Below are 14400 nucleotides of genomic sequence, written 5' to 3' on the forward strand. Positions count from 1 at the left end.
CAATGCAACAACGGCGTGGGCCGCTGACTCACTCCTGTCACGAGATTCCCTCATCCCATTCGCCCGCCTCCCGATCCTCCGGTTTTGCCGTCACGCACCAATTTAGAGCTACCTGTCTAATCTTTATTGCAATATTTGCCTAGTCAACTATTGCATCGACTTGAAATTAATTAAGCACTCGCTATAATCATGACAAGTCAACTATTGCAGTAACACGAAAATGTCTGAGCTTCCTGTCACTCCGTCCAAGATTGCGCCGACATCGCAGCCGGACGCCCCGCAAGCCGATCCCCCACGTAACGGTTACGACATCGACGATTCCCTCGGGTATCTCGTGGCGCGCGTGCGTCAGTTGATCCTCGCGGAATTGACGAAAGAGACGTCGGAGTACGGCCTGACCAGCACGCAGGCGACCATGCTCTACAAGGTGGCAACGGGCAAAAGCAAGACGGCGGCCGATCTGGCCCGTGATTACTGCATCGATGCGAGCGCGGTCACGCGTCTGCTCGACCGGCTCGAAGCACACGGATTGCTCGTGCGCGAGCGCAGCACGATGGATCGCCGCACCGTCAATCTAAGCGCGACCGAAGCCGGCTATGCCATGGCCGACCGGATGCCGGCAATCTTCACGCGCGCCGCCGATCACCTCATGCGAGGTTTCAGCGCGGAGGAAGTGGGCTTTCTCAAGAGCCTGTTGCGACGGGTGATCGCCAACGGCGAGGGGGGATGACGGCGCCAGCGCCCCCGAATTGCCTCGATTTCCGTTCGGAAAAGCCTGTCGAGTCCACTATTGCAAGTCCTCGCCAGTGCCCGTTTCCCGATTATTGTCAGTACAAGACTTCACTCGTAAAGGTTTTGCGATGAAAGCGGCCTCCCAGTTCCTCCCGCGTATGCGGGCCCGCTCAGCGATTTCCGCCCTCTGCCTGGCGGCTGTGACGCTGGGCTTTGCCGGATGTGCGAATTTCGCCGGCATCCACAGCGACAAGCAGATCAGCACGCCCGATCAGTATCAGACCCAGCGCAGCCTGCCCTCGGAGGGCGGTCAGTGGCCGGGCACCGATTGGGCCCAGCGCTTCGGCGATCCGCAACTCGTCTCCCTGATCGACGAAGCCCTCGCCGGCAACCCCGATCTGGCCATGGCCGCTGCCCGTCTGAAGGCCGCCCAGGCGCAGACCGAAGGCGCCGCCGCGGCCCTGCTGCCGTCGGCCAGCTTCTCGGGCGACGTCTACCGCGAGAAATTCACCGAAAACACCATCTACCCGCCGGGCTACGGTGGCACGTGGTTCACGCAGGGCGACCTGACCGCCTCGCTGTCGTGGGAGCTCGATCTGTGGGGCAAAAATCGTTCGGCACGGGCACAGGCCACATCGGCCGAGCGCGCTGAAGAAGCCGAAGACCAGGAAGTGCGCCTCGCGCTCGCGAGTGCTGTCGCGCGTTCGTACAATCAGCTCGCGCAGCAATACGCATTGCACGACGTGCTCGATCGCATCAGCCAGCAACGCCAGAACCTCGGCAAGCTGACGGCCGACCGTGTGCGCGCCGGACTCGACACGCAGGTCGAACAAAAGCAAGCCGACAGCAACAGCGCCGACATTCAGACGCAAATCGCGCAACTCGACGGCCAGATTCTGCTCACGCGCCATCAACTCGGCGTACTGCTCGGCAAGGGTCCGGATCGCGGTCTGGAGATTGCACGACCCAAGCTCGCGCAACTGCCCACGCCCGCCCTGCCCGACAACCTGCCGCTCGCCCTGCTCGGCCGTCGCCCCGACATCGTCTCGGCGCGCTGGGGCGTGGAAGCGCAGCTCAAGGGAGTGGATGTCGCCAAAGCGCGTTTCTATCCGGACGTGAACCTGAACGCCGCGCTCGGTTTCTCCACCTTCGGACTGGGCAAGCTGTTCGATCCGAGCAGCCAGAACATTCAGGCCGGCCCGGTGATTTCGCTGCCGATCTTTGACGGTGGACGCCTTCGCGCCAACCTGAAAGGTCAATACGCCGCCTATGAAAGCGCCGTCGCGAACTACGATTCGACCCTGAACAAGGCGCTCGGCGATATCGCGGACCGCATGTCGTCGATCCGTTCGGCCGACAAGCAGATGGTGTCGCAACGCGTCGCGCAGGAAGCCGCACAACGCGCCTACGACCTCGCCATCGACCGCTACAAGGCAGGCCTCACGCCGCAACTGACCGTGCTCACCGCCGAGTCGTCGCTGCTCGCGCAGGAACAGGCGCGCGTGAATATCGACAGCGCCCGGCGCGACCAGCAGATCGGCCTGATCAAGGCGCTCGGCGGCGGTTTCGACGCCCAGAGCGCCGGTCTGGTCATCGGCCAGGAGCGCACAGCGAAGGCCGAAGGCGACACCGGCAACGGACAAACGCACTGAAGCACGGCCCAGAACACACCAGACAACGTCAAAGCACATTAAGAGATTAGTACGGAGCAAATGATGAGCGAGAACCAACAACAAGCGCCCGCCCAGCCGGCGCAGCCGACCCCGAACAACGGCAAACGCCGTCGCATGATGCTGACGCTGACCGCCGTGATCGCAATTGCGGCCATCGGCTACGGCGCCTACTACGCGCTGTATGCGCGTTATTACGAAGACACCGACGACGCCTATGTCGCCGGCAACGTCGTGCAGATCACCCCGCAAGTGGCGGGCACCGTCACCGGCGTGAAGGCCGACGATACGCAGATGGTCAAGGCTGGCCAGCCGCTCGTCACGCTCGACCAGACGGACGCGCGCGTCTCGCTGCTGCAAGCCGAAGCGAATCTGGCGCAGACCGTGCGTCAGGTGCGTACGTACTTCGTGAACAACGACGCCTATGCCGCCACCGTCGCCATGCGTGAGTCGGATCTCTCGAAGGCGCAAGCCGACGTGAAGCGCCGCGAGATGGCCATCGCCTCGGGCGCCGTGTCGCGCGAAGAACTGGCCCACGCCCAGGACGCCGTGAAGTCCGCCCAGGCCGCGCTCGAAGAGGCGCGCGCCCAGTTGGTGTCGAACAAGGCGCTCACCGACAAGACCTCGGTGACCACGCATCCGAACGTGCAGCAAGCCGCAGCGAAGGTGCGCGCCGCGTATCTCGACTACGCTCGCACGTCGATTCCGGCACCGGTCGATGGCTATGTGGCCAAGCGCTCGGTGCAAGTCGGTCAGCGCGTCGCCACGGGTGCCCCGCTCATGGCGCTGGTGCCACTCAACGAAGTCTGGGTCGACGCCAACTTCAAGGAAGTGCAGATCGCACACATGCGTGTCGGTCAGCCGGTGACGCTCACGGCCGATGTATATGGCTCGGCGGTGGAATACAAGGGCACGGTCGCGGGCTTCTCTGCAGGCACGGGCAGCGCGTTCTCGCTGCTGCCGGCGCAGAACGCCACGGGTAACTGGATCAAGGTCGTGCAACGTCTGCCGGTGCGCATCGCGCTCGACGCGAAGCAGTTGCAAGAGCATCCGCTGCGCGTCGGCCTGTCGATGCAGGTCAAGGTCAATGTGCGCAATACCGACGGCAAGGCGCTGAGTGAAGCCCCCGCCCTGCCGGTGTACTCGACCGACGTGTACGACAAGGTCGGTCATGACGCCGACGACATCGTCGCCAGGATCATCACCGAAAACGCCGGTGGCGCTGCCTCGAATGCAGCCGGTGCCAGCGACACGCGCAATCAGCCGGCGCGCGCACGCCCCCTGTAAATCGGAGGGGGGTGCCCCCCACCCCCTTTGACATCTCATGGCAAATCAAAATGCTCCTGCCCCCCTGTCGGGAGGGCAGTTGGTACTCGGCACCATCGCGTTGTCGCTCGCCACGTTCATGAACGTGCTCGACACCTCGATTGCCAACGTATCGATTCCCGCCATCTCCGGCGACCTCGGTGTCTCGTCGAGCCAGGGGACGTGGGTGATTACGTCGTTCGCCGTCGCCAACGCCATTTCGGTGCCGCTTACCGGCTGGTTGACGGAGCGCTTCGGCGCGGTACGACTATTCATCTCGTCGATCCTGCTGTTCGTGCTGGCGTCGTGGCTGTGCGGCATGGCGCCCACGCTCGAAATCCTGCTCGCCGCCCGCGTGTTGCAAGGCGCGGTGGCCGGGCCGATGATCCCGCTGTCACAGTCGCTGCTGCTCTCGAGCTATCCCCCCGCGAAGAGTTCGATGGCGCTCGCCTTATGGGGGATGACGACGCTCGTTGCCCCGGTGATGGGCCCGATTCTCGGGGGCTGGATTTCCGACAACTACCATTGGCCGTGGATCTTCTACATCAACATCCCCGTGGGCATTGGCGCGGCCTATGTCACGTGGCTGATCTACGCCAAGCGCGAAACGCCGACACAGCGCAAACCGATCGACACCGTCGGGCTGGCCTTGCTCGTGTTGTGGGTGGGATCACTGCAAGTGATGCTCGACAAGGGTAAGGAACTCGACTGGTTCAATTCGTCGACCATTGTCGTGCTCGCACTCGTGGCGCTGGTGTCCTTCTGCTTCTTCGTCATATGGGAGATTACCGAGAAGCACCCGGTGGTCGACCTGACGCTATTCAAGCGGATCAACTTCACCGGCGGCGTGATTGCGATTTCGGTAGGTTACGGGTTGTTCTTCGGCAACCTCGTGATCCTGCCGCAGTGGTTGCAGATCTATCTCGGCTACACGGCAACGGAAGCCGGTCTGGTGATGGCGCCGGTGGGGCTGTTCGCGATCATCCTGTCGCCGCTGATCGGCAAGTTCCTGCCCAAGCTCGACGCGCGCTGGGTCGTGACCGTCTCGTTCCTGCTGTTCGCGCTGGTGTTCCTGATGCGCTCGCACTTCAACACGCTGGTCGACACACGCACGCTGATGATCCCGACGTTCCTGCAAGGCGTGCCGATGTCGATGTTCTTCATCCCGCTCACGGCCATCATTCTGTCGGGCCTGCCGGCGAATCGCATTCCGGCGGCGGCGGGTTTGTCGAACTTCGTGCGGATTACGTGCGGTGCGGTGGGCACATCGATTGCGACGACCGTGTGGGACAACCGGATTTCGCTGCACCACGCGCAGTTGACGGAAAACCTGACGCCCTACGATCAGACGTTCAACAGCTCCGTGCAGTCGCTGGGCCAACTCGGCATGTCGACGCCGCAGGCCCATGGGTATATCGACCGGCTCGTCACGCAGCAATCGGCGATGCTCGGCGCGAACGACATCTTCTGGATCTCGGCAGTCCTGTTCGTGCTGATGATCGCAATGGTATGGATCACACGGCCTATCCGGGGCGGCGGTGGCGGCGACGCCGCAGCAGGCGCCCACTGAAGCCAGGTCTTCCCCCCGAGTGCCCGGCCCTGCTCTGTACTACCGGGCACTTCTTGAACCCCGCTGAAGTTAGCGGGGTTTTTTTATGGGAGGACGATGTGACGTCAACCGACGACATATCGCAACGCCGCCGTTGCGACAATGCTGATGATCACCGTGGACAGCAGCGAGCAGCGCATCGCGACGAGCAGCGTTACGGCCAACGCGATCAGATCGGCAGGCCGGTCGGCGACGAACGACGGCGCGATCACGGAGATCAGCACACAGCCGGGCAAGGTTTCCATCACCGAACGCATGCGTGGACTCAGCACGCGATCGCGCAGCAGCAGAAAGCCAACGACGCGCGTGGCATAGGTGGTCGCTGCCATGAGTGCGACCGTTGCAAGGGGCAGGAGCGTGGTGGCGTCAAGCATCGCGCGGCTCCATCACGATAGCTGCCAGCAGTCCGGCAACCGCGCCAGCGGCGACGAACCACGAGCCCGGCACGTAGAGATAGGTCAGCGCCGCCGCCACGAGACTGACGAGCCACGGCAGGCTCTTGCGCACGCCGCGCCACATGCCTCTGAGCAATACGAGGAAGACGGCGGTGAACGCCATGTCGAAGCCATACTGTTCGATATCGCCGAGCACCGGCCCCAACACGGCGCCGAGCGCGGTGAAGGCGACCCATGTGAGCCAGAGATTGATCGCCACCCCGAGGTAATACGGCAGGCTGACGCGGCTCGCCTGACGCGCCTGCGTATCGGCGAGCGCCATCGCCCAGGCTTCGTCGCACATGAGGAATAGCGACGGCAGTGCGCGACGCAACGGCACATGCCGCATGAGCGGCGCCAAAGCAGCGCCCATGAGAATGTGACGCGAATTGACGAGGCACGACATGGCCACGATCAGGGCGAGGTGCGGCGGTGAGGTCCACAGATGGACGGCCGTGAATTCCGATCCGCCGGCGAAATTCATGCCGGTCATGAGCGGCACCAGCCATGCGGGCATGCCCTTTTGCGTGGCTTGCGCGCCGAGCACCATCGCGAACGGCACGAAGCCGAGCATCACCGGCAATGAGGCGCGCATGCCGCGCGCGACTTCAAGTTTGACGTGCGACTGCGCTGACGATGCAGTCGAAGATGACATTCCAGACACAAATACTCCTGCAAAAACCAAAAACTACTGGCTTGGCAGAATAACGGACGTCAGCAAACGCGGTCTTGTATGTTCTTGCGCTTTTGGAACGGCTCAATGGATCGAGCGCCGGCAAGCGTCATGTAATCGCAGTATCATTGCGCATCCCCCCGCCCCCCGACGGTTGACCGCCGTTTGACGGGCTGAAACGCATCATCCGTCAGTAAAAAAGCCAACATCATGAACGCCCCCCAAACCCCGATCGAACGCTCCGAAGTCACTTTCCGTTTTCTGGCCGAGCCAGCCGCCGTCAATTTCGGCGGCAAAGTGCACGGGGGATCGTTGATGAAATGGATCGACGAAGTGGCCTACGCTTGCGCCGCGACGTGGTCGGGCCGCTACTGCGTGACGGTCAGCGTCGGTAACATCCGCTTCCGTCGTCCGATCCTGGTGGGCAATCTGGTGGAACTGCGCGCGCGCATTGTGACCACGGGCCGCACCAGCATGCATATCCACGTGTCGGTCCACGCCGGCGATCCCAAGTGGGGCGAACTGCGCCAGACGACCGACTGCCTGATGGTTTTCGTCGCCGTAGACGAAAGCAATCACCCGGTCGGCGTGCCCTCTTTCGAGCCGAAAACCGACGAGCAGAAGGCATTGGCCAAGTACGCCATGGATGTGAAGGCTGCGCTGGACGCCATCGTCGAGCTCAAGCCGGAGAACGTTGCAAACTGACGGGATCGTGTGGCGGACGGTCCGACCGTCCTCGTGTGCTGTTGGCGTCGGCCGTCCAGCCACTCGGATCCGGCATGTCGTTTCAAGGGAGAGCATGTCATGCCACGCGGAACCGTCAAAACCTACTACCCGGAAAAGGGGTACGGTTTCATCACGCCCCACGAGGGTGGCGAGGTGGTTTTCGTGCACGATACCGAGATTCGCGTGCCGGGCGCTTCGGTGCTTTACCCGGGCCAAATCGTCGAATACGAGACGAGACCTTCGGAAGCCTACGTCCTGGCGATCAATGTTCGCGTGGTGCCTGACTGACGTCCCCGTGGGCGTCGCGCCATGTGCTTCATGCGCTTCATGCGCGGCGTAGCACCCAAGGTGCCATGCCCCTTCGCATTTATTGCGTCTTCAACAGCCGTTGCGGGGTAAGCAATCCCTCTCCATCGAGACGTGCAACGCCCAACAACCGGGCGGCAGTGTCCGAGGTTGCTTCGGCGTAGACCTTCACTTCGATACCGTCATGCCCGGACGCGCATTCGCGCAGCGCTTGCGGGCAACGCACGTCGTCCAGACGCAATCGCTGTCCGTGGCTGAATCGCTTGGTCAGCGTGTCGTCGAGCCACACGGCCGGGAGCGTCTTGAGCAACGCATCGACCGGCGCGAGTTTCTCCACGCGTTGCGCATGATCGAGCGCATTCAGGTCTTCCAGCGTCACCGCACCGTCAAGCGTCAGCGGCCCCACGGCCGTGCGGCGCAATGCGCGCAAATGCGCGCCGCAACCCAGGGCTTCGCCAATATCCTCTGCCAGCGTGCGCACGTAAGTGCCCTTGCTGCACGTCACGCGGAAGGTGAATTCGTTTGCGTCCGGCAAATCGCACGCCGTCATCTCCAGCAAGTGGATGGTGACCGCACGCGCTTCGCGCTCGATGGTTTGCCCCGCACGGGCGTACTCGTACAGCGGCTTGCCGTCGCGCTTGAGCGCGGAGTACATCGGGGGTACCTGTGAAATCGGTCCGGTGAAGCGCGGCAGCACGGCGCGAATCGCCGCTTCGTCCACCGTCACAGGACGTGTTTGCAGCACCTCCCCTTCCGCGTCTCCCGTCGTTGTCGTCTCGCCGAGACGCACCCGAGCCTCGTAAGTCTTGTCGGCTTCGAGCAAGTCCTGCGAAAACTTCGTCGCCTCGCCGAAACACAGCGGCAACAAACCGGTGGCCAACGGATCGAGCGTGCCGGTGTGGCCCGCTTTTAACGCCTGAAGCGCACGCTTGGCCTTGATCAACGCGTCGTTGGACGACAGGCCCAGCGGCTTGTCGAGCAGCAACACGCCATCGAGCGCGAAACGGGGGAGTTTTTGGCGGGGTGCCTGCGAGCGCGGGTCCGTCATGTGCGGGGATTGCTTGAGAAATTCTTGTGGGATTCAACCCGGGCACCCATCGCAGGTGCGCAGGTATCGCCATACCGCCGGGCTCGCCTTCAGCCAGCCCGGCAGGCTGCGTCGTCAATCGACAGCTTACTTGCCGTCGTCTTCCTTGTTACCGCTGGCTTCGTCTGCGTCGCCACCTTCACCGCCTTCACCCGCTTGCGCTTCTTCCTGCGCGCGCGTGGCGTTGGCCGTGTCGATCAGACGGGACATCTCGATTGCACGTTCGATCGACTGGTCGAAGTGGAAGTGCAACGTCGGCACGGTGTGGATGTGCAACCGCTTGAACAACAGGTTGCGCAAATGACCGGCCGCCTGATTGAGCGCTTCACCCGTCGCCGCCGGATCGCCCGTCAGCGTCGTGAAAAACACTTTCGCATGCGCGTAGTCGGGCGTTACTTCCACGCTTTGCAGCGTCACCAGACCAATGCGCGGGTCTTTCACTTCGCGCTGAATCAGCTCCGACAGATCGCGCTGGATCTGATCGTTGATGCGAAGATTTCGACCGGGAACGCCACGTTTCTTTGCCATAACATACTCGCTAGTAAAGCAATGGCCCACGCCACCGGTTTCCCGGCCTGGTGGGCCATTCCACTGCCGTTGTGCAAATCGCGTTACAGCGAGCGCGCAACTTCCGTGATTTCGAACGCTTCCAGTTGGTCGCCTTCCGTGATGTCGTTGAAGTTCTTCACCGACAGACCACACTCGAAGCCTGACTTGACTTCCTTGACGTCATCCTTGAAGCGCTTGAGCGAATCCAGCTCGCCCGTGAAGATGACCACGTTGTTGCGCAACACGCGCACGTGCGACGAACGCTTGACGAAGCCGTCGAGCACCATACAGCCGGCGACCTTCCCGATCTTCGGCACGCTGAACGTCTGGCGCACGTCGACGAGACCCGTGATCACTTCCTTCTTCTCCGGCGACAGCATGCCCGACATCGCTGCCTTCACCTCATCCACTGCGTCGTAGATGATGTTGTAGTAACGAATGTCGATACCGTTCGACTCGGCCAGCTTGCGGGCCAAGGCATCGGCACGCGTGTTGAAGCCGATGATGACCGCCTTCGAAGCCGTGGCCAGGTTGACGTCGCTTTCGCTGATGCCACCGACCGCAGCGTGCACGATCTGCACACGCACTTCCGGCGTCGAGAGCTTGTTGAGCGACTGGGCCAGTGCTTCCTGCGAACCCTGAACGTCTGCCTTGATGATGAGGGGCAGCGTCTTGACTTCGCCTTCGGCCATCTGCTCGAACATGTTCTCGAGCTTCGCGGCTTGCTGCTTGGCCAGCTTCACGTCGCGGAACTTGCCCTGACGGAACAACGCGATTTCACGCGCCTTGCGTTCGTCCTGAACCACCAGCACTTCTTCACCGGCGCCCGGCACTTCCGACAGACCCTGGATTTCCACCGGGATCGACGGACCCGCTTCTTTCGCGCTCTTGCCGGTTTCATCCAGCATGGCGCGAACACGGCCGTATGCCTGACCTGCCAGCACCATGTCGCCACGTTTGAGCGTGCCCGACTGCACCAGAATCGTCGCGACCGGACCCTTACCCTTGTCCAGCTTCGCTTCGATCACGATGCCCTTGGCCGGGGCCTCTACCGGTGCCTTCAGTTCCAGCACTTCGGCTTGCAGCAGCACGTTCTCGAGCAGATCGTCGATACCCGTACCCGTCTTGGCCGACACCGGCACGAACGGCGATTCGCCACCGTATTCTTCCGGCACCACCCCTTCGGCCACGAGTTCCTGCTTCACGCGGTCCGGGTTGGCTTCCGGCTTGTCGATCTTGTTGATCGCCACCACGATCGGCACACCGGCCGACTTCGCGTGGGCAATCGCTTCCTTCGTCTGCGGCATCACACCGTCGTCCGCCGCGACCACCAGAATCACGATGTCCGTTGCCTGTGCACCGCGAGCACGCATGGCCGTAAAGGCCTCGTGACCCGGGGTGTCGAGGAACGTCACCGTGCCGCGCGGCGTTTCAACGTGATAAGCACCGATGTGCTGCGTAATGCCACCGGCTTCGCCCGACGCCACCTTGGCGCGACGGATGTAGTCCAGCAGCGAGGTCTTGCCGTGGTCGACGTGACCCATCACGGTCACCACCGGCGGACGCGGCAGCGCTTCGGCAACCGAAACTTCATTGCCCAGGTCCAGCAGGGTTTCCGGATCGTCCAGCTTTGCAGCGATCGCACGGTGGCCGAGTTCCTCCACCACGATCATCGCCGTTTCCTGATCCAGCACCTGGTTGATGGTCACCATCTGGCCCATCTTCATCATCAGTTTGATGACTTCCGCGGCCTTGACCGACATCTTGTGCGCGAGATCGGCAACGCTGATGGTTTCCGGTACGTGCACGTCACGCACGACCGGCTCGGTCGGCGCCTGGAATGCCTGACGGTCGTCCTGCGAATGACGATCGCCACGGCGGCCGCCACGGCCACCGCCACGCCAGCCATCCGAACCGCCGCTCGTGTCGCCGCGCGTCTTCATGCCACCGCGCTTGTTGCGGTTGTCCGCATCCTTCTGCCAACCGCCCGGCTTCTTGTCCTTCTTGTCGGCGGCGCCAGCCGTAGTCGCCGCAGCGGCTGCGGGCTTCTTGTCTGCCGGCTTGGCCGCAGCCCCTTCCGGCTTGGCCGGCTTGTGCAACGTACCCTTCGCAGCTTCCGGCTTCGCGGGAGCGGCCGCAGCAGGCGCCGGCTCCGGTGCCTTCAGCACGCGACGCGGCGCGTTCATCATTTCGCGAATAGCGCGTGCTTCGGCTTCCGCCGCAGCACGACGCTTGCGAATGGCTTCCTCTTCGGCGCGCGCCTTGTCAGCCGCTGCGCTTGCCTTCTCGGCGGCCACACGCGCTTCTTCGCTGGCCTTGCGGGCCTGCTCGCGCTCGGCGTCAGCCTTGGCTGCCGCTGCCTTGTCGGCTTGTGCTGCCTTCTCGGCGTTGGCCATAGCGGTCTTCTCGGCGTCAACCTCAGCGACCTTTTCGGCTTCGGCATCCGCCTTGGCTTCGGCCTTCGCCTTCTGCTCTTCAGCCGCCTTGGCAGCCGCTGCGCGCTCTGCTTCCTCGCGCGCACGGCGCTCGGCAGCTTCCTTCTCTTCGCGCTCGCGACGCTCGGCTTCTTCACGCTCCAGTTGCTCCTGGCGACGCTTGAGCTCGGCAGCTTCCGCCGCCAGACGCTCCGCCTCTCGGCGTGCGTCTTCTTCACGCAGTCGCAGGGCTTCGTCTTCGGCCGCGGCAGCCGCGTTGTCCGCGCCTTCCGCAACGTCGTCACGCTTGACGAAGGTGCGCTTCTTGCGCACTTCGACCTGGATCGTACGCGCCTTACCGGTCGCGTCGGCCTGCTTGATTTCCGAGGTCTGGCGACGCGTCAGAGTAATCTTCTTTTTGTCGCCGTCGCCAGCGCCGTGCGATCGGCGCAGGTGCTCCAGCAGACGGGCCTTGTCGGCTTCCGTCACCGAATCGTCGGCGCTGAGTTTGTCCACGCCGGCGGCTTTGAGTTGCTCCAGCAACACGCCGGCCGGCATTTTCAGTTCTTCAGCAAATTGGGCTACGTTGATGCTCGCCATTCAAACCTCTTCAAGCAAGGCCAGACGCCTTGCGGTTAACTTCAAAGTTCACTGTTCCATATGCATGCCGTGGCAGGTCATCATTGGAACCAGTGCTCTCGCGCTTTCATGATCAGGGCCTTTGCAGCTTCCTCGTCGACGCCGGTCATCTCGGCCAGTTCGTCGCCGGCCAGCTCGGCCAGATCATCACGCGTCTGAATTTCATGCTCGGCCAGCTTGGCCAGCAACTCGGGCGTCATGCCTTCGAGGCTCTTGAGATCGAGCGCAACACCCTCGACCTTCTCCTCGGTGGCAATCGCCTGCGTCAGCAGTGCATCGCGTGAACGATTGCGCAGCTCGTGCACCGTGTCTTCGTCGAATGCTTCGATTTCAAGCATTTCGTTCAACGGCACGTAGGCGATCTCTTCCAGGCTCGAGAAACCTTCCTCGATCAGGATGTCCGCCACTTCCTCATCCACATCGATACGCTGCATGAACAACGTGCGCAACACGCCACGCTCTTCGTTCTGCTTCTCGGCCGATTCGTCCGGCGTCATGATGTTGATCTGCCAGCCGGTCAACTCCGACGCGAGTCGCACGTTCTGACCGCTGCGACCGATCGCCACTGCCAGTTCGTTCTCGTCGACGACGACATCCATGCTGTGCTTCTCTTCGTCCACGACGATCGACTGCACCGCCGCCGGGGCCAGCGCGCCGATCATGAATTGCGCAGGGTCTTCGGACCACGGCACGATATCGACGTTCTCGCCACCAAGCTCGTTACGCACCGCCTGCACGCGCGTGCCGCGAATGCCCACGCAAGTGCCGATCGGGTCGATACGCTGGTCGTATGACACCACGGCGATCTTGGCGCGCACGCCCGGGTCACGGGCAGCCGACTTGATTTCCAGCAGACGCTGTTCGATTTCCGGCACTTCCATGCCGAACAGTTCGATCAGGAATTCCGGCGCCGTGCGCGAGAGTTCGATTTGCGGGCCGCGCGCCGTACGGTCCACCTTCACGATGTACGCGCGAACGCGGTCACCGATACGCAGGTTTTCCTTCGGGATGAGTTGATCGCGACGCAGCAACGCTTCGACACGGCCCGCTTCGACGATCAGGTTGCCCTTGTCGAGACGCTTGACCGTGCCGGTCATGATCTTTTCGCCGCGCTCGAGGAAATCCGACAGGATCTGCTCGCGCTCGGCATCGCGAATGCGCTGCAGAATCACTTGCTTGGCCGCTTGCGCGCCAATACGGCCGAATTCGACCGACTCCACCACTTCTTCGACGAAATTGCCGACTTCGAGGGACGGGTCGCCTTCCTTGGCTTCGAACGACAGGATCTGCCTGTCCGGCTCTTGCAGACCTGCTTCATCCGGCACTACCAGCCAACGACGGAAGCTCTCGTGCTCGCCCGACTCACGGTCGATGTGCACGCGAATGTCGGCGTCTTCGGTGTAGAGCTTCTTCGTGGCCGAAGCCAATGCCGCTTCAAGCGCGCCGAACACGACATCCTTGTCGACGTTCTTTTCGCGCGCGAGCGCATCGACCAACAGCAATACTTCGCGACTCATCGTTTGCGACTCCTAAAATCAATCTGCGGCACAAGGCGCGCACGGTCAATATCCGCGAGGGTGAATTCGAGCAGCGCCGGGCCGCCCTTGCCTTCGAACTCAAGGCTCAAGTTTTCGCCTTGCGGCGCCTGCAGAACACCGCGGAACTGCTTGCGGCCTTCAAGCGGCACACGCAATGTGAGACTCACTTCGACGCCGGCAAAACGCTCGAAGTCACGCAGCTTTCGCAGCGGACGATCCAGCCCCGGCGACGACACTTCAAGTCGGTCGTAATTGACGTTCTCGACCATCAGGACGTGCGAGAGCTGACGGCTTACCGTCTCGCAGTCATCGATCGCGATGCCTTCCGGCTTGTCGATGTACACGCGCAGCAGTCCACCGCCCGCGCGCTCAAGATCGACCAGTTCGTAGCCCAGGCCTTCGACCGTGGTCTCGATCAGTTCTGGCAATTGCAACTTTGCTCACCCTAGAAAAACTCGCGCGCATCAGCAGCGCCCGACATGTCTGCGCGCCCCGCATGGGACGTCGCACGATCCCTGCCTCGACCGTCCAGGCCGGCGTGCCTGAGTTGACACACCCACTCCCCGACGCGGCGGTATCGACCGCGCAAAACGCTCGCGGCAAAAAAAAATGGGCGAAACGCCCATTTCTTACAGCCTCATTGCGCATGAGGTGCGCGCCGCAGCAGAACGCGCGACACGCAAACCAGCTTATTCATTGATTTTATATGGTTTTGGGC

Annotated in this window: 13 protein-coding genes; 6 read left to right on the top strand and 7 right to left on the bottom strand. The window is 62.5% G+C overall.

Going from position 1 to position 14400, the window contains the following annotated elements:
- Positions 1-220 precede the first annotated feature (220 nt).
- From ACIPHM_RS03055 to ACIPHM_RS03070, 4 genes are all read left to right on the top strand, one after another.
- On the top strand, positions 221-730 hold the full coding sequence (locus tag ACIPHM_RS03055) for a MarR family winged helix-turn-helix transcriptional regulator (RefSeq protein WP_400324470.1): 510 nt from the start codon (positions 221-223) through the stop codon (positions 728-730).
- 130 nt (positions 731-860) lie between these two features.
- Positions 861-2384 carry an efflux transporter outer membrane subunit gene (locus tag ACIPHM_RS03060; protein ID WP_400324472.1) on the top strand — a complete coding sequence of 508 codons (1524 nt, stop codon included), beginning with the start codon at positions 861-863 and terminating at the stop codon, positions 2382-2384.
- 63 nt (positions 2385-2447) lie between these two features.
- Entirely contained in the window at positions 2448-3689 is a 1242-nt protein-coding gene (locus tag ACIPHM_RS03065) for an HlyD family efflux transporter periplasmic adaptor subunit (RefSeq protein WP_400324474.1), read from the top strand.
- Positions 3690-3726: 37 nt separating this feature from the next.
- Positions 3727-5277, top strand: a complete 1551-nt coding sequence (locus ACIPHM_RS03070; protein WP_400324476.1) for a DHA2 family efflux MFS transporter permease subunit — start codon at positions 3727-3729, stop codon at positions 5275-5277.
- A gap of 104 nt (positions 5278-5381) precedes the next feature.
- On the opposite strand, the gene ACIPHM_RS03075 is transcribed toward ACIPHM_RS03070, so the two are convergent.
- A complete protein-coding gene (locus ACIPHM_RS03075; RefSeq protein ID WP_400324478.1) occupies positions 5382-5690 on the bottom strand; it encodes an AzlD family protein in 309 nt (102 codons plus the stop codon).
- The gene (locus ACIPHM_RS03080) at positions 5683-6405 is read right to left on the bottom strand and encodes an AzlC family ABC transporter permease (protein WP_400324480.1); all 723 of its coding nucleotides are present in this window, start codon (positions 6403-6405) and stop codon (positions 5683-5685) included. Before ACIPHM_RS03080 ends, ACIPHM_RS03075 begins: the two co-directional genes overlap by 8 nt.
- Positions 6406-6633: 228 nt before the next feature.
- On the opposite strand from ACIPHM_RS03080, the gene ACIPHM_RS03085 reads away from it, so the two are divergent.
- On the top strand, positions 6634-7128 hold the full coding sequence (locus ACIPHM_RS03085; RefSeq protein WP_400324481.1) for an acyl-CoA thioesterase: 495 nt from the start codon (positions 6634-6636) through the stop codon (positions 7126-7128).
- A 99-nt stretch (positions 7129-7227) separates the two neighbouring features.
- Positions 7228-7437 carry a cold-shock protein gene (locus ACIPHM_RS03090; RefSeq protein ID WP_400324483.1) on the top strand — a complete coding sequence of 70 codons (210 nt, stop codon included), beginning with the start codon at positions 7228-7230 and terminating at the stop codon, positions 7435-7437.
- A gap of 79 nt (positions 7438-7516) precedes the next feature.
- Here ACIPHM_RS03090 and truB read toward each other — a convergent pair whose 3' ends face one another.
- The 5 genes from truB to rimP all read right to left on the bottom strand — a co-directional run bounded on the left by truB (position 7517) and on the right by rimP (position 14116).
- Complete coding sequence (gene truB / locus ACIPHM_RS03095) at positions 7517-8503, bottom strand: tRNA pseudouridine(55) synthase TruB (protein ID WP_400324485.1); 987 nt, start codon at positions 8501-8503, stop codon at positions 7517-7519.
- A 126-nt stretch (positions 8504-8629) separates the two neighbouring features.
- Positions 8630-9070 carry a 30S ribosome-binding factor RbfA gene (gene rbfA, locus ACIPHM_RS03100; protein ID WP_400324487.1) on the bottom strand — a complete coding sequence of 147 codons (441 nt, stop codon included), beginning with the start codon at positions 9068-9070 and terminating at the stop codon, positions 8630-8632.
- Between the two features lie 83 nt (positions 9071-9153).
- Positions 9154-12105: a translation initiation factor IF-2 gene (infB, locus tag ACIPHM_RS03105; protein WP_400324489.1), complete on the bottom strand. Its 2952-nt coding sequence runs from the start codon at positions 12103-12105 to the stop codon at positions 9154-9156.
- A gap of 80 nt (positions 12106-12185) precedes the next feature.
- Positions 12186-13661, bottom strand: coding sequence for a transcription termination factor NusA (gene nusA / locus ACIPHM_RS03110; protein WP_400324491.1), 1476 nt, complete (start codon positions 13659-13661; stop codon positions 12186-12188).
- The gene (gene rimP / locus ACIPHM_RS03115) at positions 13658-14116 is read right to left on the bottom strand and encodes a ribosome maturation factor RimP (RefSeq protein WP_400324493.1); all 459 of its coding nucleotides are present in this window, start codon (positions 14114-14116) and stop codon (positions 13658-13660) included. Before rimP ends, nusA begins: the two co-directional genes overlap by 4 nt.
- Between the last annotated feature and the right edge of the window lie 284 nt (positions 14117-14400).

This window comes from Pandoraea sp. NPDC087047, from assembly GCF_044745225.1.
Classification (GTDB): Bacteria; Pseudomonadota; Gammaproteobacteria; order Burkholderiales; family Burkholderiaceae; genus Pandoraea.

What these genes read in the sequence shown, in the direction of transcription:
- ACIPHM_RS03055 (WP_400324470.1), top strand. Translation starts at nt 221, where the DNA reads ATGTCTGAGCTTCCTGTCACTCCGTCCAAGATTGCGCCGACATCGCAG.
- ACIPHM_RS03060 (WP_400324472.1), top strand. Translation starts at nt 861, where the DNA reads ATGAAAGCGGCCTCCCAGTTCCTCCCGCGTATGCGGGCCCGCTCAGCG.
- ACIPHM_RS03065 (WP_400324474.1), top strand. Translation starts at nt 2,448, where the DNA reads ATGAGCGAGAACCAACAACAAGCGCCCGCCCAGCCGGCGCAGCCGACC.
- ACIPHM_RS03070 (WP_400324476.1), top strand. Translation starts at nt 3,727, where the DNA reads ATGGCAAATCAAAATGCTCCTGCCCCCCTGTCGGGAGGGCAGTTGGTA.
- ACIPHM_RS03075 (WP_400324478.1), bottom strand. Translation starts at nt 5,690, where the DNA reads ATGCTTGACGCCACCACGCTCCTGCCCCTTGCAACGGTCGCACTCATG.
- ACIPHM_RS03080 (WP_400324480.1), bottom strand. Translation starts at nt 6,405, where the DNA reads ATGTCATCTTCGACTGCATCGTCAGCGCAGTCGCACGTCAAACTTGAA.
- ACIPHM_RS03085 (WP_400324481.1), top strand. Translation starts at nt 6,634, where the DNA reads ATGAACGCCCCCCAAACCCCGATCGAACGCTCCGAAGTCACTTTCCGT.
- ACIPHM_RS03090 (WP_400324483.1), top strand. Translation starts at nt 7,228, where the DNA reads ATGCCACGCGGAACCGTCAAAACCTACTACCCGGAAAAGGGGTACGGT.
- truB (WP_400324485.1), bottom strand. Translation starts at nt 8,503, where the DNA reads ATGACGGACCCGCGCTCGCAGGCACCCCGCCAAAAACTCCCCCGTTTC.
- rbfA (WP_400324487.1), bottom strand. Translation starts at nt 9,070, where the DNA reads ATGGCAAAGAAACGTGGCGTTCCCGGTCGAAATCTTCGCATCAACGAT.
- infB (WP_400324489.1), bottom strand. Translation starts at nt 12,105, where the DNA reads ATGGCGAGCATCAACGTAGCCCAATTTGCTGAAGAACTGAAAATGCCG.
- nusA (WP_400324491.1), bottom strand. Translation starts at nt 13,661, where the DNA reads ATGAGTCGCGAAGTATTGCTGTTGGTCGATGCGCTCGCGCGCGAAAAG.